A 16,175-nucleotide genomic window follows, 5' to 3' on the forward strand; every position below is an offset into this window, starting at 1 on the left:
CGTCCTTTCCTAAGCACACGCTTAGCGTGCGGCTACTGTTGCTGCCATGACGATGTCGCTGCCCGCCGACCTGTGGCCGGACGTCAAGCCGGACGCGGCCAGACGACTGATGTACGCGGCGGTGGAGTCCTTCGCCAAGGTCGGCTTCCACGGCACGACCACCAGGGACATCGCCACCGCGGCCGGGATGAGCCCGGCTGCCCTGTACGTGCACTTCTCGTCGAAGGCGGCGTTGCTGTTCGCGATCAGCCGCGACGGGCACGAACGGACCCTCGAAATGGTCCAACGGGTCGCCGGTACCGACGGCTCGCCCGTCGACCGGGTGCGCCTGCTGGTCGAGCGGTTCGTCGAGTGGCACGCGCGGCGGCACGTCGTCGCCCGTGTCGTGCAGTACGAACTGGAGGCGTTGCCCGCGGACGAGTACACGACCGTGGCGGCCTTGCGGCGCCGGATCGAGCAGGTCGTCCAGTCGCTGATCGCCGACGGTGTCAAGGACGGCTCGTTCACCGTTCCCGACGAGAAGATCGCCGCGCGGGCGGTGCTGTCGCTGGGGATCGACGTGGCCCGGTGGTACAGCGAGCGGGCGCGCAAGACGCCGAAGGCGCTGGGGCGTGAGTACGCCACCCTCGTCCTGCGCATGCTCGGCTCCTCTGCCCAGTAAGCGAGTTCCGGTGTCCCATAGGCATACCTACCAGTCGGTACCCGAGTTCGCATACTAAGCGGTTGCTCACCTCACAGCGACGGCGCCGGTCACCCCGGGTACGGCGGGAACCGCGGTGGCCGTCGCTCCAGCCAGCTGACCACGCCTTCCTTCGACTCCGGGTGCGTGAACGAGTCGTTCATCAGCGCGGCGGCCCGCAGACCGGACTCCTCCAGCGGGATCGACGCCTCGTCCAGGATCTGCCGCTTCATCACGGCCATCGACCGCGGCGCGCTGAAGGCGGCCAGTTCGGCCGCGTACGCCTGGGCGGCGGAGAGCAGCTCGTCAGCCGGGAGAACCTCCTGGACCAGGCCGTACGACTGGGCCTGCTCGGCGGTGAAGGTCCGGCCGGACAGCAGCAGGTCCATCGCCCGGCCGCGGCCGACCAGACCGGGCAGCAGGTGTGCGACGCCGTACTCCGCGATCAGGCCACGTCGCGCGAACGCGGTCGTGAACTTCGCCCCGGCCGCGGCGAACCGCACGTCGGCGGTGCAGGCGATGACGAAGCCGAGGCCGGCGCAGCCGCCGTTGATCGCCGCGATCACGGGCTTGCCGACGAACGCGGCCGCCTGCACGTGCTCGACCTGGAAGTCGATCTGGTTGCCCGGCGTGACACCGGCGAGGACGTCCAGGTCGGCGCCGGGGCAGAAGGCCCGGCCCGCGCCGGTCAGCACGATGGCCCGCGCACTCGTGTCGGCCTCCAGCGAGCGCAGCAGCTCCCCGTACCGGCGCTCCATCGCCAGGTCCATCGAGTTGTTGCGGTCCGGCCGGTCGAAAGTCACGGTCGCCACGCCGTCGGTCACCGAGCAGCGCACGCCGTCCTCGAGTGTCATGGTTGACATGCTAAGCGGTTGCTTAGGTCACGTCGAGGTTTGCCGATCACATACCGAGCGGTATGGTTGCCGTGTCTGGGAATACGGAGGTACGCCGACGATGAGCCGCAGGCCCGCGAATGCGTCCGGTGTGGACGACCGGCTGCTTGCCGAGGCCACGAGGCTGTTCGCCAGACAGGGCTTCGACCGGACGTCGGTCCAGGAGGTCGTCGAGGCCGCCGGGGTCACCAAGGGCGCGATGTACCACTACTTCGGCTCCAAGGACGACCTGCTGCACGAGATCTACGGCCGCGTGCTGCGCGACCAGACCGCCCGGCTGGAGAAGTTCGCGGCAGGCGAGGCCCCCGCGCCGCAGCGGCTGCGGGACGCGGCCGCCGACGTCGTCGTCACCACCATCGAGAACCTGGACGACTTCAAGATCTTCACGCAGTCCATGCACCACCTCAGTGCGGCGAAACAACGCGCGGTGCGCGCCGAACGGCGCAAGTACCACGAGAGGTTCCGCTCGCTGGTCGAGGAAGGGCAGCGCGACGGCGATTTCCGCGCCGACGTGCCCGCCGACCTGGTGGTGGACTACTTCTTCGGGTCCGTGCACCACCTGGGTGTGTGGTACCGCCGCAACGGCAGGCTCACGCCCGCCCAGATCGCCGATCACTACGCAGATCTGCTGCTGACATCACTGAAGGAGATTCCATGAGCAAGGTCGCGATCGTCACCGGCGCCGCGCGCGGCATCGGGGCGGCCGTAGCGCGCAGGCTGGCGTCCGACGGGTTCGCCGTCGCACTGTTGGACCTGCAGGACGCGGGCGTCAAGGAAGGCGCGGCGGCGATCACGGCCGACGGCGGCAAGGCGATCGGCCTCGTGGTCGACGTCAGCGACACCGAGCAGGTCGAGGCCGCGGTCGCCAAGGTGGCCGAGGAACTCGGCCCGCCGGTGGTCCTGGTCAACAACGCCGGGATCACCAGGGACAACCTGCTGTTCAAGATGACCGACGGCGACTGGGACTCGGTGATCGGCGTGCACCTGCGCGGCTCGTTCCTGATGAGCCGGGCGGCGCAGAAGTACATGACGCAGCAGAAGTGGGGCCGGATCGTCAACCTGTCCAGCACGTCCGCGCTGGGCAACCGCGGCCAGGCGAACTACTCGGCGGCCAAGGCCGGTCTGCAGGGCTTCACCAAGACGCTGGCGATCGAACTCGGCAAGTTCGGCGTCACGGTGAACGCCATCGCGCCGGGCTTCATCGCCACCGAGATGACCGCGGCGACGGCCGAGCGGCTCGGCGTCTCCTTCGAGGACTTCAAGGCGGGCGCGGCCACGCAGATCCCGGTCGGCCGGGTCGGCGAGCCGGAGGACATCGCCCACCTGGTGTCGTTCTTCGCCAGCGAGGGTTCGGGCTTCGTCTCCGGCCAGGTCGTGTACGCGGCCGGCGGGCCACAGGACTGAGAGGACGCTGACCATGCGGGTTTTCAAGGACGCGGACGAGCTGGCGGCGGCCAAGGGCGAGGTGCTCGGCACCGGCGAATGGCACGAGATCACCCAGGAGGCGGTGAACCTCTTCGCCGACGCGACCGGCGACCACCAGTGGATCCACGTGGACGTGGAGAAGGCGAAGGCCGGGCCGTTCGGCGGGCCGATCGCCCACGGGTACATGACGCTGTCGCTGGTGCCGGTGCTCGTCAGGGACATCTACAAGATCGAGAACGTGGCCATGGTGGTGAACTACGGATCCAACAAGGTCCGGTTCCCCTCGCCGGTCCGCGTCGGCGCCAGGGTCCGCGCGACCTCGGAGCTGGTGGACGTCACGGACGTCCAGGGTGGCAAGCAGGCGATCACCAAGGTGACCGTGGAGATCGAGGGCAGCGACAAGCCCGCTTGTGTCGCCGAGATCGTGAGCAGGGTCGTCCGATGAGCCTGCCGGGTCTGGACCTCGACAAACTGGGCGGCAAGCTCGGCGACGGCCCGCTGTCGGCGCAGCTCGTGGAGGGCGGCCGCTCGAACCTGACCTACGTCGTCACCGACGGCAAGCAGAAGTGGGTCGTCCGCAGGCCTCCGCTGGGGCACGTGCTGCCCACCGCGCACGACATGTCCCGCGAGTACCGCGTGATCACGGCGTTGCGGGACACGGCCGTACCCGTTCCGGCCACGTACTTCCTCTGCGACGACACCGAAGTGCTCGGTGCGCCGTTCTACGTCATGGAGTTCATGCCGGGAGTTCCCTACCGCAGCAAGGACGAACTCGGCAAGCTCGGTCCGGAAAGGACACGAGCGATCGCGCTCGCCATGGTCGACACACTGGCCGACCTGCACGCGGTGGACCCGGATTCGGTCGGGCTCGGCGACTTCGGGCGGCCGGCGGGCTACCTGGAACGCCAGCTCAGGCGCTGGGGCAAGCAGTTGGACGCGTCCCGCAGCCGTGACCTGCCCGGCATCGACCGGCTGCACGAGCGACTGGCCGCACGGCTGCCCGCGTCGACCGAGGCGACGATCCTGCACGGCGACTACCGCCTGGACAACACGCTGGTGCTCGACGACAGGATCACGGCGGTGCTGGACTGGGAGATGTCGACGCTCGGCGATCCGCTCGCCGACCTCGGGCTGACCCTGGCGTACGCGTCCCGCGAGACACCGGACGACTCGATCATCTCCAACGTCAGCGGCGCGCCCGGCTACCCGAGCGCCGACGAGGTGATCGACCACTACGCCACGCGCACCGGCCGTGACGTGTCCGACCTGGACTGGTACATCGCGTTCTCGTTCTTCAAGCTCGCGGTGATCACCGAGGGCATCTACTACCGGTTCAGCCAGGGAAAGACGGTCGGCCAGGGCTTCGAGAAGATCGGCGCGCTCGTCGAACCCGTCGTCGCGCAGGGCAACGCCACCCTCAAGGAGAGCTGATGCACTTCGGCTACGACGACCGCACCGAGGAACTCCGCGGCCGGTTGAACGCGTTCATGGACGAGTTCGTCTACCCGGCCGAGCCGGTGTTCGAACAGCAGATGGCAGCAGGAGACCCGTGGAGCCCGCCGCCGGTGGTGGAGGAACTCAAGGCAGAGGCCCGAAAACGCGGCCTGTGGAACTTCTTCCTGCCCGGCGAGCACGGCGCGGGCCTGACGAACCTGCAGTACGCGCCGCTCGCGGAGATCACCGGCCGCAGCCCGCACCTGGCGCCGACCGCGATCAACTGCGCGGCGCCGGACACCGGCAATATGGAAGTGCTGTCCATGTTCGGCACCGAGCAGCAGCGCAAGCAGTGGCTGAACCCGTTGCTGGAAGGCGAGATCCGCTCGGCGTTCGCGATGACCGAGCCGGACGTGGCCTCGTCGGACGCGCGCAACATCGCCACCCGGATCGAGCGGGACGGCGGCGACTACGTGATCAACGGCAAGAAGTGGTTCATCTCCGGTGCGATGAACCCGCGCTGCCAGATCTTCATCGTGATGGGCAAGACGGACCCGGACGGCGAGCCGCACCGCCAGCAGAGCATGATCCTGGTCCCGCGTGACACGCCGGGTATGGACATCAAGCGCGGCATGCATGTCTTCGGGTACACCGACGGCGACCACGGCGGCCACGCGGAGATCGAGTTCACCGACGTGCGGGTGCCGGCGGAGAACCTGATCGGCGAGGAGGGCGGCGGTTTCGCCGTCGCGCAGGCCCGCCTCGGCCCCGGCCGGATCCACCACTGCATGCGCCTGATCGGGATGGCCGAACGTGCCATCGAGCTGATGTGCGAGCGGGCGGTGTCGCGGACGGCGTTCGGCAAGCCGATCGCGCAGCAGGGTGTCGTGCAGGACTGGATCGCCGAATCCCGCGTGCGGGTGGAACAGTTGCGCCTGCTCGTGCTCAAGACGGCGTGGCTGATGGACACGGTCGGCAACCAGGGCGCGCACACCGAGATCCAGTCCATCAAGATCGCCACCCCGATCCAGGTCGAGTGGATCCTGGACAAGGCCATCCAGGCGCACGGCGCGGGCGGCGTCAGCCAGGACACCCCGTTGGCCGGACTGTGGGCGCACGCCCGCACGCTGCGACTGGCGGACGGGCCGGACGAGGTCCACAAGCGCTCACTCGCCCGGCGCGAACTCGCCAAGCACCTCCCCTGAAAAGCCCTCGTGAGTGTTCAAGCGGGTTTGGGTTCCCACCGGCCTGAACACTCACGAGGGGCTCGGTCACCCGGGAGAATGACGTGGTCGCGGGACCGGTTAGCCTGCCCGTGTGGTGGGGCGTGTCGGGGCTTTGCTGGGCGCGGTGGCAGCGGCAGGTGTCACCTTGTGGCTGCTGCTGACCTACGGCAGCTCGAACATCGAACGCGTGCTGGCCACGGACATGAGCTGGCACCCCGACTTCGACACCTTCCACAAGTCGGCCATCGCGTTGGTGAACGGCAACCCGATCTACGACACCGGCGCGACGGTGGTCAACCTCAACCCGCCGTTCTGGTCGGTCCTGATGGCGCCCTTCGCGCCACTGGATCTGCTGACCGCCTACCGGCTGTTCGGCGTGATCACCGTGTTCCTCGTGCTGGCTGGCCTGCTGCTTGTCGCGTGGGACCTCCGTGCTCCGTACTGGACGTGGTGGGTGGTGTCGGCCGCGGTGCTCGCCTCGTCGCCGTTGCTGGGCACGTTCGCGCTCGGCCAGGTGTACGGCGTGCTGGCGATCGGCCTCGCGCTGGCGTGGTTCCTGCAGCGGCGCGGCAGACCGATCCTCGCAGGGATCGCGTTCGGCCTGGTGATCGCGATCAAACCGACGCTGGCGCCGATCCTGCTGTTGCCTGTCGTGCAACGGCAGTGGAAGACACTGCAGGCGGCCGTCGCCGCGGGTGTCGTGGCCACGCTCGTCGGCGTGCTCGTCGCGGGCCCGGAGGAGACCCTGCGCTGGTGGGAGGTGCTGCGGGCCGAGCACCTCAGCACGTTCCTCGACAACGCCTCCCTACCCAGCCTGGTCTCGCGGCTCGGTGGGCCCGCATGGGTGGGGTTCGTGCTCGGCGCGGCGGTGTTGGCGTTCACCTTGCGCCGGATGCGGCACGACCCGGACATGGGGCTGTGGGCGGTCACCGCGGCGACGCTGCTCTTCTCCCCGGTCGCCTGGCACAACTACCTGGTGCTTTGTTTCCCGGGTGTGTTCGTCGTGTTGCTGCGCCGCCGGTTCGCCACGGCCACGTTGCTGCTCACCATGCCCCTGATCGGGGTGGAGTGGGGGTTCTACTGGCAGGGCGACAGCCTGGTCGATCACATCGGCCAGTCGTTGTACTTCCTGGTCCTGCTGATCTACTGGGCGGCGCTAACCGTCAAGCACGACGGCGACGATCCCGGCGAGGTGCGCCAGCCGGGCCACCTCCGCGGCGCGGAACATCGGCCCGCCTGGACGGCCGACCAGTAGCACCCGGTCCGGCTTGCCCAACGGCGTCGCCGCCAGTTCGGTGCCCAGCTCACGCCACGTTTCCGGGACCCAGTCGTCCTCGCCGTCCAGCACGGTCGCCTTGGCGAGCGGCATGAACGGCAGGTCGATGGTGAGGATCTGCGGGGCCGCCGGGCTGGTCGCCAGCGGCTGCGTGCCGCTCGCGTCGTGCTGGATCACCACGGCCCAGCCCGCCCGGATGATCTTCGGCACGCCCTCGGTGAACGTGACGAGGCCGTCCTTCGGCTCGGCCGCGACCTCTTCGACCAGTTCGAGCTCGCGGTGCGTGTCGAGCACACCGGCGTAGGGCCGGACCGCGTCCACCTCGACGCCTTCGATCGACTCGGCCGCGGTGATCAACATGTCGGGCAGCCTGCCGGACGGCAGTTCGACCACGAGGTCGTCCACGGCCACGCCACCCCCGCGCTCGACCACGTCGACGCTGAGGATGTCGGCACCGATCCCGCCGAGCGCGGACGCCACCGCGCCCAGAGTTCCCGGGCTGTCCGGGAGTTGCACCCGGATCAGGAAGGACAAGGCGAACGCCTCCTGCGTCGTGCGCGGAACCCTGCCGTCCGCGCATGCTGCCGGGCGCCGATTCTCGCAGATGGGCAGGTTCCCCTAGGAGTAGGCGTCCGAGTCGCGTGGGTTACGAATCCAAGGAGCCCCGGATAACCCGTTCGGGCCGCGGCCAACCCTCGCCATAGACTCACCGGGTCCCAGATGAAACGCAATCCCCCGGGGGTTCGTGGAGTGCCAACCATCTCCCGCGACGAGGTCGCGCACCTCGCCCGGCTCGCCCGGCTCGCCGTGACCGAGCAAGAGCTCGACAAGTTCGCAGGCCAGCTGGACATCATCCTGCAGTCGGTCGCCCAGGTGACCGAGGTCGCAGCCGAGGATGTGCCGCCGACGTCGCACGCCGTGCCGCTGACCAACGTCTTCCGAGACGACGTCGTCCGCCCGGGACTGACCCAGCAACAGGCGCTGTCCGGCGCCCCAGCGGCTGAGGACGGCCGGTTCCGCGTGCCCCGCATCCTGGGAGAAGAGCAGTGAGCGAACTCACCCGGATGACCGCGGCCGAACTGGCCGCCAAGATCCAGGCCAAGGAGGTCTCGGCGGTCGAGGTCACGCAGGCCCACCTCGACCGGATCGCCGACGTCGACCCGGCCGTCCACGCCTTCCTGCACGTGAGCACGGACAGCGCGCTCGCGCAGGCCCGTGCCGTCGACGAGGACGTCGCCGCGGGCAACCAGCCCGCCTCGCCGCTGGCCGGTGTGCCGCTGGCGCTCAAGGACGTCGTGACGATGCAGGGGGCGCCGACGACCGTCGGCTCCAGGATGCTCGAGGGCTGGGAACCGCCGTACGACGCGACGATCACCACGCGCATGCTCGAAGCGGGCATCGTGATCCTGGGCAAGACCAACATGGACGAGTTCGCGATGGGCTCCTCCACCGAGAACTCCGCGTACGGCCCCACGCACAACCCGTGGGACCTCGACCGCATCCCCGGCGGCTCCGGCGGCGGCTCGTCGGCCGCGCTGGCCTCGTTCGAAGCGGCGCTCGCGATCGGTACGGACACCGGTGGCTCGATCCGTCAGCCCGGTGCCGTGACCGGCACGGTTGGCGTGAAGCCGACGTACGGCGGTGTCTCGCGGTACGGGCTGGTGGCGTTCTCGTCGTCGCTCGACCAGGCTGGTCCGTGCGCCCGGACGGTCATGGACGCGGCGTTGCTGCACGAGGTGATCGGTGGGCACGACCCGTTGGACGCCACGTCCATCAACGAGCCGGTGCCGCCCGTCGTCCAGGCGGTGCGCGAGGGCGCGATCGGTGACCTGCGCGGCGTGAAGATCGGTGTGGTCAAGGAGTTCTCCGGCGAGGGCTACGACCCGGGCGTCATGGTCTCGTTCAACGAGGCCGTCGAGCAGTTGCGCGTGCTCGGTGCCGAGATCGTCGAGATCTCGTGCCCGCACTTCAAGTACGCGTTGTCGGCGTACTACCTGATCGCGCCGAGTGAGTGCTCGTCGAACCTCGCCCGCTTCGACGCGATGCGCTACGGCATCCGCGTCGGTGACAACGGTGAGCGCAGCGCCGAAGAGGTCATGTCGCTGACCCGTGAGGCCGGGTTCGGCGCGGAGGTCAAGCGCCGCATCATGATCGGCACGTACGCGCTGTCCTCGGGTTACTACGACGCCTACTACGGCTCGGCGCAGAAGGTCCGCACGCTGATCAAGCGTGACTTCGACGCCGCGTACGAGAAGGTGGACGTGCTGGTCTCGCCGACCACGCCGACCACCGCGTTCCCGATCGGCGAGCGCGCCGACAACCCGATGGCGATGTACCTCGCCGACCTGTGCACGATTCCGGCGAGCATGGCTGGGCACCCTGCGATGAGCGTGCCGAGCAAGCTCTCGGGCATCGACGGTCTGCCGGTCGGCCTGCAGATCATGGCTCCGGCCCTGCAGGAGACCCGGATGTACCGGGTGGCCGCGGCGTACGAGGTGGCACGCAACGAGTCCGATGGCGGCCCGCTGATCAGCCGGGTTCCCGAACTGGAGGTGGCACGATGAAGAAGGCACGTGGTCTGATCGGTCTGGTCGGTTCCGTCTTCGGCGCGGTGAGCGCGATACAGGGCTTCCGCAACGCGCGCAAGGACAAGGACAAGCTGTTGCTCGTCAACGCTTCGGCCAGCATCCTCGTCGCGATCACCGGTGTCGCGCTGACGATCCGTTCGATACGTAAGGACGAGCTGAAGTGACCGCTGCTGCGGAGCTGATGGACTACGACGAGGTCATCGAGCGCTTCGACCCGGTGCTCGGCCTGGAAGTCCACGTCGAGCTGTCGACGAGTACGAAGATGTTCTGCGGCTGCCCGGTCGTCTTCGGTGCGGAGCCCAACACGCAGGTGTGCCCGACGTGCCTTGGCCTGCCCGGTGCGCTCCCGGTGGTGAACGCGAAGGGGATCGAGGCGGCGATCCGGATCGGTCTTGCGCTCAACTGCGAGATCGCCGAGTGGTGCCGGTTCGCGCGCAAGAACTACTTCTACCCGGACATGCCGAAGAACTTCCAGACCTCGCAGTACGACGAGCCGATCGCCTTCAACGGCTGGCTCGACGTCGAGCTGGAGGACGGAACCGTTGTGCGCGTGGACATCGAGCGCGCACACATGGAAGAGGACACCGGCAAGTCGCTGCACGTGGGCGGCTCGACCGGCCGGATCCACGGCGCGGAGCACTCGCTGCTGGACTACAACCGGGCGGGTGTGCCGCTGATCGAGATCGTGACCAAGCCGATCACCGGAACCGGCGCCCGCGCACCGGAGGTCGCGCGTGCCTATGTGACGGCCCTGCGAGATCTGCTGCGCGCCTTGGAGGTTTCCGACGTCCGGATGGACCAGGGCTCGGTTCGCTGTGACGCCAACGTGTCCCTGATGGCCAAGGACGCCACGGAGTTCGGCACGCGCACGGAGACGAAGAACGTCAACTCGCTGCGCTCGGTGGAACGGGCGGTGCGTTTCGAGATGACGCGCCAGGCGGCCGTGCTGGCCGAAGGTGGCACGATCCGCCTGGAGACCCGGCACTTCGACGAGTCGACCGGGAGCACGTCGTCGGGGCGTCCGAAGGAGACCTCGGAGGACTACCGGTACTTCCCGGAGCCGGACCTGGTCCCGATCGCGCCGTCCCGCGAGTGGGTGGAGGAACTGCGCAAGACGCTGCCGGAGATGCCCGCCGCGCGTCGCAAGCGCATCCAGGTCGAGTGGAACCTGACGGATCTGGAACTGCGCGACCTGCTGAACGTGGGAGCGGTGGACGTCATCGCGGCCACAGTGGACGCGGGCGCCTCCCCGGCGGAAGCGAGGGCGTGGTGGGTCAGCCACCTGGCGCAGGAGGCCAACACCCGGGGCGTGGAACTGGCGGACCTGCCGATCACCCCGGCCCAGGTGGCCGACGTGATCAAACTGGTGGCCGCCGGAACCCTCACGAACAAGCTGGCCCGCTCGGTGGTCGAGGGAGTGCTGGCCGGCGAGGGCGAACCGGTTGAGGTCGTGGAGAAGCGCGGCCTGAAGGTCGTGTCCGACGACTCGGCCCTGATCGTGGCGGTCGACGAGGCACTGGCCGGGCAGCCGGACGTGCTGGAGAAGATCCGCAGCGGCAAGGTCGCCGCCGCGGGCGCCATCGTCGGCGCGGTGATGAAGGCGACGAAGGGCCAGGCGGACGCGAAGCGTGTCCGTGAACTGATCCTGGAACGCGCCAACGCGTAGAGGCACAACGAAAAGTGCGGGCCACCCCCCGAGGTGGCCCGCACTTTCGTTTTCCCCTGCCAGACGGCTTTGTCGGCGTGGGGGCTCAGTCGACCAGGGCCGGAACCGGCTTGGCGGTCTCCTTGTCGCTGGACGCGACGGTGAACCCGCGCAGCGGCTCGGACTTGAGCAGCCACGACACGGCGAAGCCGATCGCCAGGAACACGCTGGCCCACAGGAACACGGTCTGGATGCCGGAGACCATGCCGCCGGTGTAGGCATCCCGCACTGGTGCGGGCAGGGCCTCGAGCATCTTCGGGCTGAGCTGTCCGCCGGTGCTGGTGAGCTGGGAGCCCGCCGAGCCGAGTGCCGAGGTCATGCTGTCGGTGATCCGGCCGGTGAAGATCGAGCCGAGGACCGCGACGCCGAGCGAGCCGCCCATGCTGCGGGCGAACGTCGCCGTGCTGGTCGCCACGCCGAGTTCACGCATGTCCACGCTGTTCTGCGCGATCAGGTTCGTCGTGCCCATCAGCAGGCCCAGTCCCGCGCCCATCACCACGAGGTACAGGCTTGAGGTGAACGAGCTCGTCGTCGCGTCCAGCTGGGTCAGCAGCAGCGTGCCGACCGCCATCACGGCCATGCCGACGATGGGGAACGTGCGGTAGTGGCCGGTCCGGCTGGTCAGCTGGCCGGTCACGGTCGAGAACACGAGCATTCCCGCCATCAACGGCAGCAGCAACAGCCCGCTGTTCGTCGCCGACTCGCCCTGCACGATCTGCTGGTACTGCGGCAGGAAGCTGACCGCGCCGAACATCGCGAAGCCGGACATGAAGGACAGGGTCGACGCGAGGGTGAAGTTGCGGATCTTGAACAGGCGCAGCGGCAGGATCGGCTCCTGCACCCGGCGTTCCACCCACACGAACGCCGCGAGCGACACGACGGTCAACGCGCCGAGGCCGATGATCTGCCACGAGCCCCAGGGGTACTCCGTGCCGCCCCAGGTCGCGAACAGCACCAGCGAACCGATGCCCGCGGTCAGCAGTGCGGCGCCCCAGTAGTCGATCACGGCCTTGCCCGCGCGCTTCGGCAGGTTCAGCGACGACAGGCCTACCACGAGCAGTGCGATGACGCCCAGCGGCAGGTTGACGTAGAACGACCAGCGCCAGTCGAGGTTGTCCGTGATGAATCCGCCGAGGAACGGGCCGCCGACCATGGCGATCGGCATCACGGCCGCGAACAGGCCCTGCGTCTTGCCCCTGTCCTTCGGCGCGACCATCTCGGCCATGATCGCCATCGCGCCGACCATCAGACCGCCTGCGCCGAGTCCTTGTACGGCCCGGTACGCGATCAGTTCGGTCATCGACCCCGATGTGCCTGCCAGCGCCGAGCCGATCAGGAACACCACGATCGAGGTCATGAACATGCCTTTGCGACCGTAGAGGTCGCTGAGTTTGCCCCAGATCGGTGTGGAGACGGCCGACGCCAGGGTGTACGCCGTCACCACCCATGCGAAGTGGTTGAGGCCACCGAGGTCCCCGACGATGGTCGGCATGGCGGTGCCGACGATCATGTTGTCGAGCATGGCCAACAGGATGCCGATCATCAGTCCGGCGAAGACTGTGTACTGCTTGCGTTTCGTGAGAGGTGCTTCGAGTGGTGCGTTCATGGTCCCGTCCCCGCTATGCTTACTTGCCGTCCGGCTAGGTAACTTGCTAGCCGTACGGTAAGCTAGTCGCTAGCCGGTCGTCAAGTAAGTTCTGGGAGTGAGCATGGCCACACGGTCCGACACGAAGGCCAAGATCCAAGACGTCGCCCTCGAGCTCTTCGGCGAACAGGGCTACGACAAGACGTCGCTGCGCGAGATCGCCGAGCGCCTCGGCGTGACGAAGGCGGCGCTGTACTACCACTTCAAGACCAAGGAAGAGATCATCACCAGCCTCATGCAGGAGACGGGTGACAAGCTCCAGGAGGTCGCCGACTGGCTGGCCGACAAGGAGCCGACGCAGGCCAATCGCGAGGAGCTGCTGCGCCGCTACTCCGCGGCGATCGTCGACACGGACAGGCACTTCAGGCTGATCCGCCTCATGCAGGAGAACCAGCCCGCGCTGCGGGAGCTCGCCGCGGGCATGAAGGGCCACGAGCGGGCCAAGGTCTTCTTCGAGTTCATGACCGGCCCGGACGCGTCACTGGCCGACCAGCTGCGCGCACGCCTGGCCGTCATGGTGCAGCACATGGGCATGTTCGCGCTCCAGGAAACCGGCGCGTCCGAGGAGGACAGGAGGGCCGCCGCGCTCGAGGTCGGCATGGACCTGATCAGGTAGGCCTGTGCAACCAATGTGGCCTTCGTTGCGGAAAACGCAACCAATGTGGCCTTCGTTGCGGAAAACGCAACCAAGGCGGCATTCGTTGCATCCAGGCCGGTGCGTTTCAGGCACAGAAGGCGGCACTGGTCATCGCAGCACTTCGATGCGAGCGGGCACGTTCTTGTGGTTGGGGTTGCCGAAGAACTTGTCGCGCCGCGAGTTCGTGGTCAACGTGTTGAGCGGGACGCCGACGACCGTCGCGGTGCCGTCCTCGCCCGGATAGGTCACGCCGAGTCCGTTGGGCAGTGAGACGTGGCCGGGCCGCATCATGGCGTTGACTTCGACCACGGTTTCCGCCGCGCCCGCCTCGGTGACGACACGCACGCGGTCGCCGGTGGTGACGCCCAGGTCCGCCGCGTCGTCCTCGCCGATCCGCAGCGCGCCTTCCGCGTCACGGCGGCGCCACTCGGGATTGCGGATGATCACGTTGGCGGTGAAGGCCCGGCGTTCCCCGGCGGACAGCACGAACGGGAACTCCGCGGACGTGTGGTCCGACTCGATCTCGTTGAGCCGCTTGAGCTCGTCGAGCAGCAGCGGGATGGACGCGTGGATCTTGCGGTCGGGGTGCCGGACGTAACTCCAGGCGTCCTCGTAGCTGTCGTCGCTGAACAACACGCCTTCCCTGTTGTCGCGGAATGCCTCGAACAGCTGCTCGCCCTTGGCGAACCCGCGTGCGGTGAATCCGGCCCGGCCGACCGCGTCCGGGTAGCCGATCGCGCACACCTGAGCCATGCCCCAGACCAACGCCATGGGCCGCTCGCCGTCGGGCATGGTCGTGCCGAGCGTCCGGTACAGCAGGTACGGGAGCAACCCGGCCAGCTCCGGCTGGTGTTCGACAGTCGAGAACAGCGCGAGGGCGAACGCGCGGTGGCTCACTGTGGCCGCGGCCGTGAGGTCGTCGATGAGCCGCTGATCCACGAGACCGAGCCGGTCGACGATCGCGGCGTAGATCTCGGGCTCGGGCCGGGTGCCCGGCAGCGGGTCCATCAACGGCCTGCGCACCTGGAACGTGTTGTGCGGGAAGTGCAGCGTGAAGAAGGATGCCTCGTACTTCTCGAACTGGCTGGCCGCGGGCAGCACGTAGTCGGCTTGCCGCGCGGTCTCGGTGAAGGCGACGTCGACCACGACCGACACCGCCAGTGACCGCATCGCCTCGGCGAACCGCGCTGTGCCCGGCAGCGAGTGGACCGGGTTCGACGCGTCGATCCACATCGCACGCAACCGGTCGGGGTGGTCGGTGAGGATCTCCTCGACGATGGAGTTGCACGGGATCAGCCCGCCGATCGCGGCCGCGCCCGTCACCGGGGTCGTGCCCAGCTCGTCGGAGTCCACAAAGGTGAGCCGGTCGGTCAGCCGTTGCGCGAGCGGAACGGAGAGCGGTTCGAAGAACACGCGCAGCGCGGCGTCGGCGGCTCGGTCGGCCATCGCACGGGACCAGGCTCGCCCGCTGCTCCCGCTGAGCAACCGGCGCAGGAGCTTTGCGCTGTGCCGCATCATCTTCGTCCCGATGACCCGTCGCGCGCCCTCGGCCCACACCGGGCCGTCCTGTCGGGGAACGGCGTGCCACCGGCCGGCGATGGGAACCACCCAGGAGTGCAGGTTCACGCCGCCTGGTTTGCCGAAGTTGCCGGTGAGCAGCCACAACATCTTGTGCATGTAGGCCACCAGTGTGCTGTTCGACGAGTGCTGCACACCGAGGTCTTCGTACGTGGAGACGGACTCGGCCGCGGCGATGCGTCGCGCGGCGGCGCGGATCAGGTCCTCGGGGACGTCACAACGACCGGCGTGGTCCGTGATGTCCACGCGGCGCAGGAAAGCGAGCACGTCCTCCACGCCGACCGCGTGTTCGTCGAGCCAGTCCCGCGCGATCAGGTTCTCCTGCACGAGGGTCGCGGCGATCGCCGACACGCACCACAGGTCGGTGCCCGGCTTGAGCTGGAGGTGGAAGTCGGCGAGTTCCGCGGTCTCCGACCGGCGCGGGTCGATGACGATGATCGACCGCTTGGGGTCACGGGCCAGTTCCCGCAGTGTGGGGCGGGCGCGGGCGACGCCGTGGGACTGCCACGGGTTCTTCCCGATGAAGACCGCGACCTCGGCGTTCTCGAAGTCCCCGGTGACGTGTGTGCCGCACATCTCGTGGGTGACCCACGCCTCGCTGGTCTTCTCCTGTGCCAGCGCGTTGGAGAAGTACTTGACTCCCAACGCCGCCATGAGCGCCCGGCCGTAGGCGCCGCCGAGGTGGTTGCCCTGACCGCCGCCCCCGTAGTAGAAGATCTTGTCGCCACCATGGGTGTCACGGACCGCGGCCAGCTTTCCGGCGATCTCGTCGAGCGCGGTGTCCCAGTCGATCTCCTCGTAGGTGCCGTCGGGACGGCGGCGCAACGGGCTGTCGAGGCGATGCGGCCCGTTCTGGTAGCGGTCCAGCCGCAACGGCTTCTCGCAGGTGTAGCCCGCGGAGCCGGGGTGGTCCTTGTCGCCGCGGATCTTGAGCAGCCGCCGGTCGGCGACCTGCATCTCCAGTCCGCAGTTGCACTCGCAGAGGATGCAGGCGGTCTTGGCCCACTCAGTCATGGTCCCTCCCGGCACCGGTACCTACTTGGGAGTAACTATGACTCATGACATATATTCGGTCAATGCCGTGGGTGA

Annotated in this window: 16 protein-coding genes; 12 read left to right on the forward strand and 4 right to left on the reverse strand. The window is 68.3% G+C overall.

All coding sequences use genetic code 11. The features are described from left to right. Positions 1 to 46: 46 nt before the first annotated feature. Positions 47 to 661, forward strand: a complete 615-nt coding sequence (locus ALI144C_RS47115) for a TetR/AcrR family transcriptional regulator (RefSeq protein WP_076993834.1) — start codon at positions 47 to 49, stop codon at positions 659 to 661. An 89-nt stretch (positions 662 to 750) separates the two neighbouring features. Here ALI144C_RS47115 and ALI144C_RS47120 read toward each other — a convergent pair whose 3' ends face one another. Continuing rightward, positions 751 to 1,533 (reverse strand): enoyl-CoA hydratase-related protein, encoded by a 783-nt coding sequence (locus ALI144C_RS47120; protein WP_076993835.1) that lies wholly within the window; start codon positions 1,531 to 1,533, stop codon positions 751 to 753. A gap of 100 nt (positions 1,534 to 1,633) precedes the next feature. On the opposite strand from ALI144C_RS47120, the gene ALI144C_RS47125 reads away from it, so the two are divergent. The 6 genes from ALI144C_RS47125 (at position 1,634) to ALI144C_RS47150 (ending at position 6,912) form a co-directional block, all read left to right on the forward strand. Beyond that, entirely contained in the window at positions 1,634 to 2,230 is a 597-nt protein-coding gene (locus ALI144C_RS47125) for a TetR/AcrR family transcriptional regulator (RefSeq protein ID WP_076993836.1), read from the forward strand. Further along, complete coding sequence (gene fabG / locus ALI144C_RS47130) at positions 2,227 to 2,976, forward strand: 3-oxoacyl-ACP reductase FabG (protein WP_076993837.1); 750 nt, start codon at positions 2,227 to 2,229, stop codon at positions 2,974 to 2,976. The genes ALI144C_RS47125 and fabG overlap by 4 nt, the downstream gene beginning before the upstream one ends. A gap of 13 nt (positions 2,977 to 2,989) precedes the next feature. Next, complete coding sequence (locus ALI144C_RS47135) at positions 2,990 to 3,442, forward strand: MaoC family dehydratase (protein ID WP_076993838.1); 453 nt, start codon at positions 2,990 to 2,992, stop codon at positions 3,440 to 3,442. Continuing rightward, the gene (locus ALI144C_RS47140) at positions 3,439 to 4,428 is read left to right on the forward strand and encodes a phosphotransferase family protein (protein ID WP_076993839.1); all 990 of its coding nucleotides are present in this window, start codon (positions 3,439 to 3,441) and stop codon (positions 4,426 to 4,428) included. Before ALI144C_RS47135 ends, ALI144C_RS47140 begins: the two co-directional genes overlap by 4 nt. After that, the gene (locus tag ALI144C_RS47145; RefSeq protein WP_076993840.1) at positions 4,428 to 5,636 is read left to right on the forward strand and encodes an acyl-CoA dehydrogenase family protein; all 1,209 of its coding nucleotides are present in this window, start codon (positions 4,428 to 4,430) and stop codon (positions 5,634 to 5,636) included. Before ALI144C_RS47140 ends, ALI144C_RS47145 begins: the two co-directional genes overlap by 1 nt. A gap of 112 nt (positions 5,637 to 5,748) precedes the next feature. Beyond that, positions 5,749 to 6,912, forward strand: coding sequence for a glycosyltransferase family 87 protein (locus tag ALI144C_RS47150; protein ID WP_076993841.1), 1,164 nt, complete (start codon positions 5,749 to 5,751; stop codon positions 6,910 to 6,912). Here ALI144C_RS47150 and ALI144C_RS47155 read toward each other — a convergent pair. Further along, positions 6,814 to 7,467, reverse strand: a complete 654-nt coding sequence (locus ALI144C_RS47155) for an amino acid-binding protein (RefSeq protein WP_076993842.1) — start codon at positions 7,465 to 7,467, stop codon at positions 6,814 to 6,816. The genes ALI144C_RS47150 and ALI144C_RS47155 overlap by 99 nt on opposite strands. 216 nt (positions 7,468 to 7,683) lie before the next feature. Here ALI144C_RS47155 and gatC point away from each other — a divergent pair, with 216 nt between their 5' ends. Genes gatC through gatB form a run of 4 tightly spaced genes read left to right on the forward strand, consistent with a single transcriptional unit; the run spans position 7,684 to position 11,187 of the window. After that, positions 7,684 to 7,983, forward strand: a complete 300-nt coding sequence (gene gatC, locus ALI144C_RS47160) for an Asp-tRNA(Asn)/Glu-tRNA(Gln) amidotransferase subunit GatC (protein WP_076993843.1) — start codon at positions 7,684 to 7,686, stop codon at positions 7,981 to 7,983. Between the two features lie 14 nt (positions 7,984 to 7,997). Then, positions 7,998 to 9,497 carry an Asp-tRNA(Asn)/Glu-tRNA(Gln) amidotransferase subunit GatA gene (gatA, locus tag ALI144C_RS47165; RefSeq protein WP_441297620.1) on the forward strand — a complete coding sequence of 500 codons (1,500 nt, stop codon included), beginning with the start codon at positions 7,998 to 8,000 and terminating at the stop codon, positions 9,495 to 9,497. Next, positions 9,494 to 9,685, forward strand: coding sequence for a hypothetical protein (locus tag ALI144C_RS47170; RefSeq protein WP_076993845.1), 192 nt, complete (start codon positions 9,494 to 9,496; stop codon positions 9,683 to 9,685). Before gatA ends, ALI144C_RS47170 begins: the two co-directional genes overlap by 4 nt. Then, positions 9,682 to 11,187, forward strand: a complete 1,506-nt coding sequence (gatB, locus tag ALI144C_RS47175) for an Asp-tRNA(Asn)/Glu-tRNA(Gln) amidotransferase subunit GatB (RefSeq protein ID WP_076993846.1) — start codon at positions 9,682 to 9,684, stop codon at positions 11,185 to 11,187. Before ALI144C_RS47170 ends, gatB begins: the two co-directional genes overlap by 4 nt. Positions 11,188 to 11,272: 85 nt before the next feature. On the opposite strand, the gene ALI144C_RS47180 is transcribed toward gatB, so the two are convergent. Next, complete coding sequence (locus ALI144C_RS47180) at positions 11,273 to 12,832, reverse strand: MDR family MFS transporter (protein WP_076993847.1); 1,560 nt, start codon at positions 12,830 to 12,832, stop codon at positions 11,273 to 11,275. Between the two features lie 103 nt (positions 12,833 to 12,935). Here ALI144C_RS47180 and ALI144C_RS47185 point away from each other — a divergent pair, with 103 nt between their 5' ends. After that, positions 12,936 to 13,487: a TetR/AcrR family transcriptional regulator gene (locus ALI144C_RS47185; RefSeq protein WP_076993848.1), complete on the forward strand. Its 552-nt coding sequence runs from the start codon at positions 12,936 to 12,938 to the stop codon at positions 13,485 to 13,487. Positions 13,488 to 13,616: 129 nt separating this feature from the next. Here ALI144C_RS47185 and ALI144C_RS47190 read toward each other — a convergent pair whose 3' ends face one another. Then, positions 13,617 to 16,100 (reverse strand): molybdopterin-dependent oxidoreductase, encoded by a 2,484-nt coding sequence (locus ALI144C_RS47190; RefSeq protein WP_076993849.1) that lies wholly within the window; start codon positions 16,098 to 16,100, stop codon positions 13,617 to 13,619. Positions 16,101 to 16,175 lie beyond the last annotated feature (75 nt).

Origin of the sequence: Actinosynnema sp. ALI-1.44, assembly GCF_001984155.1 — a bacterium.
In the GTDB taxonomy this organism is placed as follows: domain Bacteria; phylum Actinomycetota; class Actinomycetes; order Mycobacteriales; family Pseudonocardiaceae; genus Kibdelosporangium.

Coding starts and splice junctions, on each gene's coding strand:
- ALI144C_RS47115 (WP_076993834.1), top strand. CDS start 47: ATGACGATGTCGCTGCCCGCCGACCTGTGGCCGGACGTCAAGCCGGAC.
- ALI144C_RS47120 (WP_076993835.1), bottom strand. CDS start 1,533: ATGACACTCGAGGACGGCGTGCGCTGCTCGGTGACCGACGGCGTGGCG.
- ALI144C_RS47125 (WP_076993836.1), top strand. CDS start 1,634: ATGAGCCGCAGGCCCGCGAATGCGTCCGGTGTGGACGACCGGCTGCTT.
- fabG (WP_076993837.1), top strand. CDS start 2,227: ATGAGCAAGGTCGCGATCGTCACCGGCGCCGCGCGCGGCATCGGGGCG.
- ALI144C_RS47135 (WP_076993838.1), top strand. CDS start 2,990: ATGCGGGTTTTCAAGGACGCGGACGAGCTGGCGGCGGCCAAGGGCGAG.
- ALI144C_RS47140 (WP_076993839.1), top strand. CDS start 3,439: ATGAGCCTGCCGGGTCTGGACCTCGACAAACTGGGCGGCAAGCTCGGC.
- ALI144C_RS47145 (WP_076993840.1), top strand. CDS start 4,428: ATGCACTTCGGCTACGACGACCGCACCGAGGAACTCCGCGGCCGGTTG.
- gatA (WP_441297620.1), top strand. CDS start 7,998: ATGACCGCGGCCGAACTGGCCGCCAAGATCCAGGCCAAGGAGGTCTCG.
- ALI144C_RS47170 (WP_076993845.1), top strand. CDS start 9,494: ATGAAGAAGGCACGTGGTCTGATCGGTCTGGTCGGTTCCGTCTTCGGC.
- ALI144C_RS47180 (WP_076993847.1), bottom strand. CDS start 12,832: ATGAACGCACCACTCGAAGCACCTCTCACGAAACGCAAGCAGTACACA.
- ALI144C_RS47185 (WP_076993848.1), top strand. CDS start 12,936: ATGGCCACACGGTCCGACACGAAGGCCAAGATCCAAGACGTCGCCCTC.
- ALI144C_RS47190 (WP_076993849.1), bottom strand. CDS start 16,100: ATGACTGAGTGGGCCAAGACCGCCTGCATCCTCTGCGAGTGCAACTGC.